This is a genomic window from Pseudoalteromonas sp. Z1A6, from assembly GCF_011378745.1.
GTDB classification, from domain to species: Bacteria; Pseudomonadota; Gammaproteobacteria; order Enterobacterales; family Alteromonadaceae; genus Pseudoalteromonas; species Pseudoalteromonas arctica.
Map to the genome: position 1 here is coordinate 1 of NZ_WTKW01000235.1, position 6,694 is coordinate 6,694.

General features: G+C 38.6%; 6 protein-coding genes and 1 pseudogene. 5 read left to right on the plus strand and 2 right to left on the minus strand.

Annotated elements, in window-relative coordinates; all coding sequences use genetic code 11:
* Positions 1 to 748 (minus strand): amino acid ABC transporter substrate-binding protein (locus tag GQR46_RS14100; RefSeq protein WP_165741279.1); only part of this gene is annotated, 748 nt, incomplete at its 3' end.
* A gap of 134 nt (positions 749 to 882) precedes the next feature.
* Positions 883 to 2,172 (minus strand): peptide-methionine (S)-S-oxide reductase MsrA, encoded by a 1,290-nt coding sequence (gene msrA, locus GQR46_RS14105; RefSeq protein WP_007583093.1) that lies wholly within the window; start codon positions 2,170 to 2,172, stop codon positions 883 to 885.
* A 256-nt stretch (positions 2,173 to 2,428) separates the two neighbouring features.
* Here msrA and pxpB point away from each other — a divergent pair, with 256 nt between their 5' ends.
* The 5 genes and pseudogenes from pxpB to asnB all read left to right on the plus strand — a co-directional run bounded on the left by pxpB (position 2,429) and on the right by asnB (position 6,631).
* Positions 2,429 to 3,094 carry a 5-oxoprolinase subunit PxpB gene (pxpB, locus tag GQR46_RS14110; protein WP_165741280.1) on the plus strand — a complete coding sequence of 222 codons (666 nt, stop codon included), beginning with the start codon at positions 2,429 to 2,431 and terminating at the stop codon, positions 3,092 to 3,094.
* Positions 3,087 to 4,013 carry a biotin-dependent carboxyltransferase family protein gene (locus tag GQR46_RS14115; protein ID WP_165741281.1) on the plus strand — a complete coding sequence of 309 codons (927 nt, stop codon included), beginning with the start codon at positions 3,087 to 3,089 and terminating at the stop codon, positions 4,011 to 4,013. The genes pxpB and GQR46_RS14115 overlap by 8 nt, the downstream gene beginning before the upstream one ends.
* Before the next feature lie 22 nt (positions 4,014 to 4,035).
* Positions 4,036 to 4,143: pseudogene (locus GQR46_RS20825) on the plus strand (DUF979 family protein); the annotation flags it as partial.
* Positions 4,136 to 4,804: a pyroglutamyl-peptidase I gene (pcp, locus tag GQR46_RS14125; RefSeq protein ID WP_206009606.1), complete on the plus strand. Its 669-nt coding sequence runs from the start codon at positions 4,136 to 4,138 to the stop codon at positions 4,802 to 4,804. The pseudogene GQR46_RS20825 and the gene pcp, both read left to right, overlap by 8 nt.
* A 153-nt stretch (positions 4,805 to 4,957) precedes the next feature.
* A complete protein-coding gene (asnB, locus tag GQR46_RS14130) occupies positions 4,958 to 6,631 on the plus strand; it encodes an asparagine synthase B (RefSeq protein ID WP_165741282.1) in 1,674 nt (557 codons plus the stop codon).
* The last annotated feature ends 63 nt before the right edge of the window (positions 6,632 to 6,694 follow it).

Below are 6,694 nucleotides of genomic sequence, written 5' to 3' on the forward strand. Positions count from 1 at the left end.
ATTTACTTATTTGCACTTTATGTGAAAGCAAGAATGTATCAAATTTCTTAACTACCTCAGGGTAGTCAATCGACGATAATAAAAAGGCTTGTAAATCTGTCGGCAATTCGTTTTGAAAATAAACGGGTCGGGTTAATTTGAAATATTTAACGATATTATAGTTTAATACATCGTTAGATATGTAAATACACTCCACTCGCTCTTTCAAAAGCATCTCTATTAATTCCATTACGTTAGCTGTTTCAATTAGCTCAACGTTTTCGTTATTCATTAAAGGTTTAAAGCTTTGAGACGTAAACCCTCTCACCGTTGCAAAACTAACGCATTCATCAATAGTGATATTTTTATTTAAACTCGCAATACCCGTTTTAGTCACAACGGTTGGCTGCGAATAAATAATTTCATTTAAATCACCAAAGGAAGCTTTATAACTTGGTTTCCATTGAGGGTTATCTGGATATTTAAAATCAACATGATGGTGATCAATAAATTCTTTATAAAGACGATTAATTGGCAGCGTGTAAAACTCAAATTCAAAATCGTGCTGCTGGGCGAACAAAGTAAGTAATTTTTGACTGAAGCCATAATAATCTGCACCATTTGTTCCACTACCATCAAAGTAAGGTAGATACTCTATATTCTCTACGCCGACGACATAGTGCGTTGCCGACTTAGCATCGGTAATAAAAATTAATAAAGCTAAAGGCAAATACATTAACTGCGTTGTTATTTTTATAAATTGATTCATTTACAACCTAAGTAATATTATTGATGTGTAGCTCAACGCTTTAATTTTAACAAATTTGCAAAGAATATGATAAATCTATTTTATTTTATGCAAAAAAAAGCCTGATTAAAATCAGGCTTTACAAAGTAAAAGGTTTAGCTTTTATCTCTTGGTACAAAATCGAGTACTGTTGCGTTTATACAGTAGCGGTCTGTGCCTCTAGGGCCTTCTCCTGGGAATAAATGACCAAGATGAATACCTGTACTTTTAGAACGTAGCTCAATACGTGTTATTCCCCAGCTGCTATCGTCATGCTGCGTTACACTACTTTTTACTGGGTGCTTAAACGACAACCAACCAGTACCGGAGTTAAACCTATCGCTTGTATCAAATAGTGGCTCTCCACTTAATTTATCAACAAAAGTACCATCAGGTGTATTTTTAAACTCTTTGTACTCTTTACAATAAGGTCTATCTGTTCGTGCATCGAATGCAACTTTATAAGCATCACTGTTACCTAATTTAAAAGCGCCTAATGCTTTATAAAACTCTTCAGGTGTTGCATAGCCTTGACGGCCATATACCTCAACGCCATTTTCTAGAAACAAAATAGTCGGCGTTGCCCACGTGGCTGACTTAATAGTTAAATCATTAAGTTGGTCAGCATGGCGAAATGTCATAGGTATTGTGCCTTTGTAATCATTTGCGACTGCTTTTTTAAATTTTTCACAGTACGGGCAGTAATCACGAGAATCAAGTACCACTATTTGCTTACCTGCGAGTAGAGCACTGTTGTCTGCTTTTTCTACGGGTGTTTTATTAAAAACTACGCCTGTAGAATGATCGGGGCAATAGCCATTAGGGTTCTTTTCTAGATAATTTTGGTGATATTCTTCTGCCGATACAAAACCTGTAAGCGGTTTAATAACCGTTTCGATTTTGCCGTAGCTCGCATCAGTTAAAAGCTGCTGATATTGCGATTTAACTTGCTCAGCTACTTTAGCTTGTGCATCAGTAGTCGTTAATACAATTGAACGATATTGAGTACCGATGTCGTTACCTTGGCGATTTTTTTGCGTAGGATCGTGACTTTCAAAATAGTTTTTTAAGAGATCTTCTGCTGAAATTATATTGCTGTTATACATAACTTGCACAACTTCAGCATAATTGTTCTCGTCAAAACGACGAGACTGATCAGTAATATTTCTGTACGTTGCTTTAAACCCATTACCGTCAGCATAACCCGACTCAGCATCAATAACGCCATTAAGCGCTTCGTAGCGTTTTTCTGCTCCCCAAAAACAACCAGACCCCAGTACAATGGTTTCTACATGCATGGTGGCTTCTACATTACTGTGTTCTACCTTTTCCATAGATAAAGCAAAGCTGCCTGCGCTAAATATAATAGCAGCGCCTGATAAATATAATAAATGCTGGTGTTTCATAAAGTACCTCATAAACAAGTGCGTGCTAATTAAGACCTCCTTATCTTAATTTTCATTTCAACCTAATTACTTATTTAGTACGAAATGTATTAAGTTTTAGTCCTCAATAAGTTAAATACGATTAATTGAATATAAAAACACTCTTAAAGTAAGCTGGGTAAATAAACACTAAACATAACGACTTAGTCGCAATGGTGTAAATAAATTAATAAAACTGTGTTACGTTTAAATTATGTTGTACAAATAGGTTTATTTAATGAAGCCAGCTCCCCATATTTATGCATTAACAAACAGTAGTTTACTGCTTGATGCATCGCATTTAGACGCTATAGATAGACTCTCTATTCAAAAGAAAATTTGGGCTTTAACCAGCCACTGTAAATGCACTGATGAATTTACCGATTTGGTGCCAGCCATGAACTCGCTCACTCTCTATTTAAAATCTGATAAACACTTAAATAAATGGCTACAAGCATTACCTTTGCTGTGGGATGACATTAAAAGCAGTACTTTTAAGGGGCAGCATCACTTAATTGAAACCACATACAATGGCGAAGATCTTGATTACGTAGCTAATTATCATAATTTAAGCACTGATGAGGTTATTAATATTCATAGTAAAGCCAAGTATCACGTATTATTTTTAGGCTTTCAGCCCGGCTTTGTCTACCTACACGGCTTAGATGAGCAATTACATACCCCAAGGCGTGATGAGCCACGTGTTAGGGTGCCTAAAGGTTCTGTTGCGATAGGTGCTGCACAAACCGGAATTTACCCCGCGGATACGCCAGGCGGTTGGCACATAATAGGCCATACAAATACCTCTTTGTTTGATTCAACCTCTGAGCAACCTTGTCTAATTCAACCTGGCGATACGCTTGAATTTGTTCTGCTAGTTAATAAAGGAGCAACTCATGATTAAAGTACTTAAAAGTGGTGTATTACTTACAATTCAAGATTTTGGCCGTGAAGGCTACCGCCATTTAGGTGTAAGCAAAGCGGGTAGCTTAGACCCATTTGCACAAATAATTGCTAATAGATTACTTAACAATAACGACAATGATGCCGTTTTAGAAATAACCGTTGGTTTGTGCGAGCTGGAATTCACCTGCGACACAGTAATTGCGCTTCATGGTGCAGATTTGCAAGCAACCCTTGATGGACAAGCAATTTACCCTGGTTGGACATACGCAGTAAAAAACAAACAAGCACTGAGCTTTGCTACTGGTAGAGCCGGCTTAAGAGCTTATTTAGCAGTGAAAGGCGGTATACAAAATACTGATGTTATGGGCTCTAAATCTACAGATTTAAACGCATGTTTTGGTGGTATTGAAGGTAGAGCTCTCGCCACTGGTGATGAAATACCTATTACTCCTTATTATGGAGAGTTTATAAAAGTAGGCGCAATTGCTCCCGCCCAGCGCAAGCTTATACGACTGCACCCAAGTCCTCATGCTAATTTATTAGGCGAGCCTTTACTTAACAACTTTGTATCTACCGCATTTAAAGTTAGTAGTAACAGCAACCGAATGGGCGTAAGGCTTGAGCATAAAAATAATTTGGCACATTCGCACTCTTTGCCATCACTAGGGGTGAGTCCTGGGAGTATTCAACTGCCACCGAATGGTGAGCCTATTGTGCTACTTAACGATGGTCAAACAACCGGGGGCTACCCTCTTTTAGGGACTGTAATTGAAGCCGACTTACATCAATTTGCACAATTTAGACCTTTAGATACTGTTGAATTTAAATATGTAACGTTTGAAGAAGCAGCAAAGGCGAAGCAGAAACTTGACGGGCACCTACATCAATTGAGCCTTGCACTTAAAAATAACCTATAAAATATTCTAGAATCAACACGCCCTAGATTTAAAAAATAGGTACCATGTAATAAAGGTTCAAATTCCGACGGCCGTTTCCTTACTCGCCGTTAATATTATTTTAATGTATAGCTTGGTGTTTAATGACTAAATCAACTTCTACTATGCCGTGTGTATTAATAACTGGCTTTGCTCCTTTTGGTGGCGAAGCTATAAACCCTTCTTGGCAAGCAGTGCAAAAACTTGATGAAACTATCATCATGAAACACAAAATATGTACACTAGAACTTGCCTGTGAATTTAATACGTCTATCAGTCAGCTTATAAACGCCATTGAGTCGCACAATCCGGCGGTTGTTTTATGTATAGGCCAAGCTGGTGGGCGCAGCGAAATATCAATTGAGCGTATTGCAATAAACGTTGACGATGCACGCATTAAAGACAATGCAGGTAAGCAGCCTATCGATACACCAATAGAAAAAAATGGCCCTGATGCCTATTTCACAAACTTACCAATAAAGCGCATGTTACAAGCATTGCACAACAGCAATATACCTGCTGCCATTTCCAATACAGCAGGTACTTATGTGTGTAATCACGTTATGTATGGTCTTATGCATTACATAAATGATCACTGCGCTGTAATGAAAGGTGGCTTTGTGCATATTCCTTATTTACCAAGCCAAGCTGTGCACCACGATGGCGCACCAAGCATGAGCGAAGAAACCGTTATTAATGCCCTGAGAGTTATGATTGCACAAGCTTTGAACAATAATAGCGACGTAAAAATAGCAGCAGGAACCACGCATTAACCACTTTGGTGCAATTACATCTAGCTTGGTGCATAAATTATTCTTAATTAATTGTAAAAGCTATGTGACTTGAGTAATTTTTTCTGATAAAACAAGGTTTCGCAGCACAGCAAATTGGCTCTGCTGCACACATAATAGGAATGAGGAGTTACTATGTGTTCAATTTTTGGGGTATTAGATATTAAATCTGATCCCACTCAATTGCGTACCCAAGCAATTGAAATGTCAAAGCTGCTTAGACACCGTGGCCCAGATTGGTCTGGTGTATATGCATCTGAAAAAGCTATTTTAGTGCATGAGCGTTTAGCTATTGTTGGTGTATCAAGCGGTGCGCAGCCTTTATACAATCCTGAAAAAACAAATATTTTAGCGGTTAACGGCGAGATTTATAATCATAAAGAACTTGCAGCAGAGCTAGATGTTGATTTTACTTTTCAAACTCAATCAGACTGTGAAGTTATTTTAGCGCTGTATAAACAAAAAGGGCCTGACTTTTTAGATGACCTAAATGGCATTTTTGCATTTTGTTTATACGATGAAGAAAATGACGCCTACTTAATTGGCCGTGACCATATTGGTATTATCCCGCTTTACACCGGTCACGACGAGCACGGTAACTTTTACGTTGCTTCTGAGCTAAAAGCACTTTCTCCAATTTGTAAGCATATTGAAGAATTTCCTCCAGGGCATTACCTGTATAGCAAAGATGGCAAAATGACGCCTTATTACAAACGTGATTGGGAAACATTTGATGCAGTTAAAGATAACAGCGCAGAAGCGCAAGACGTTAAAGATGCATTAGAAGCCGCCGTTAAACGCCAATTAATGTGTGACGTGCCTTACGGTGTATTACTGTCTGGTGGTTTAGACTCATCGGTTATCTCTGCTATTACCCAGCGCTTTGCTGCAAAACGTATTGAAGATAACGACGAAAGCGACGCATGGTGGCCTAAGCTGCATTCTTTTTCAGTAGGCCTTGAAGGCTCGCCTGATTTAGCGGCTGCACAAAAAGTAGCTGACATGATTGGTACTATTCACCACCCTATCATTTTTACCATTCAAGAAGGTATTGATGCATTACGTGAAGTGATTTACCACATAGAAACCTATGACGTAACAACTATTCGTGCCTCTACACCTATGTACCTAATGGCTCGCCAGATTAAAGCAATGGGCATTAAAATGGTGTTATCTGGCGAAGGTGCTGATGAGCTATTTGGTGGTTACTTATACTTCCATAAAGCCCCTAACGCACAAGAGTTTCATGAAGAGCTAAACCGTAAAGTATCAAAACTGCATATGTTTGACTGTTTACGTGCTAATAAATCAATGGCGGCATGGGGCGTAGAAGCACGTGTACCGTTTCTTGATAAAGAATTTGTTGATGTTGCTATGCGTATCAACCCTGAAGCTAAAATGTGTAAAGATGGCAAAATTGAAAAACACATTTTACGTGAAGGCTTTGAAGGTTACTTACCTGATGAAGTGCTATGGCGTCAAAAAGAGCAATTTTCAGACGGTGTAGGCTACAGCTGGATTGATACCTTAAAAGAGTTTGTAAATGAGCAAGTGAGCGATCAAGAGCTTGAAAATGCGAAATTTAAATACCCTATTAATACGTCAGATTCAAAAGAAGCTTACTACTACCGTACTATTTTTGAATCGCATTTCCCTGGTGATGCATCAGCTAAATGTGTACCTCATGGTAAATCAGTAGCGTGTTCGACTCCTGAAGCACTTGCATGGGACGCATCGTTCCAAAACAATGCTGATCCATCAGGTCGTGCTGCAGGCGTTCATAACGACGCATATGCAAGCAAAGGTTAATACTCTTTGTTTAGCGAAGCGTAAGCCTAAATGGCTTACGCTTCGCTTTATAGAGCTCACTTC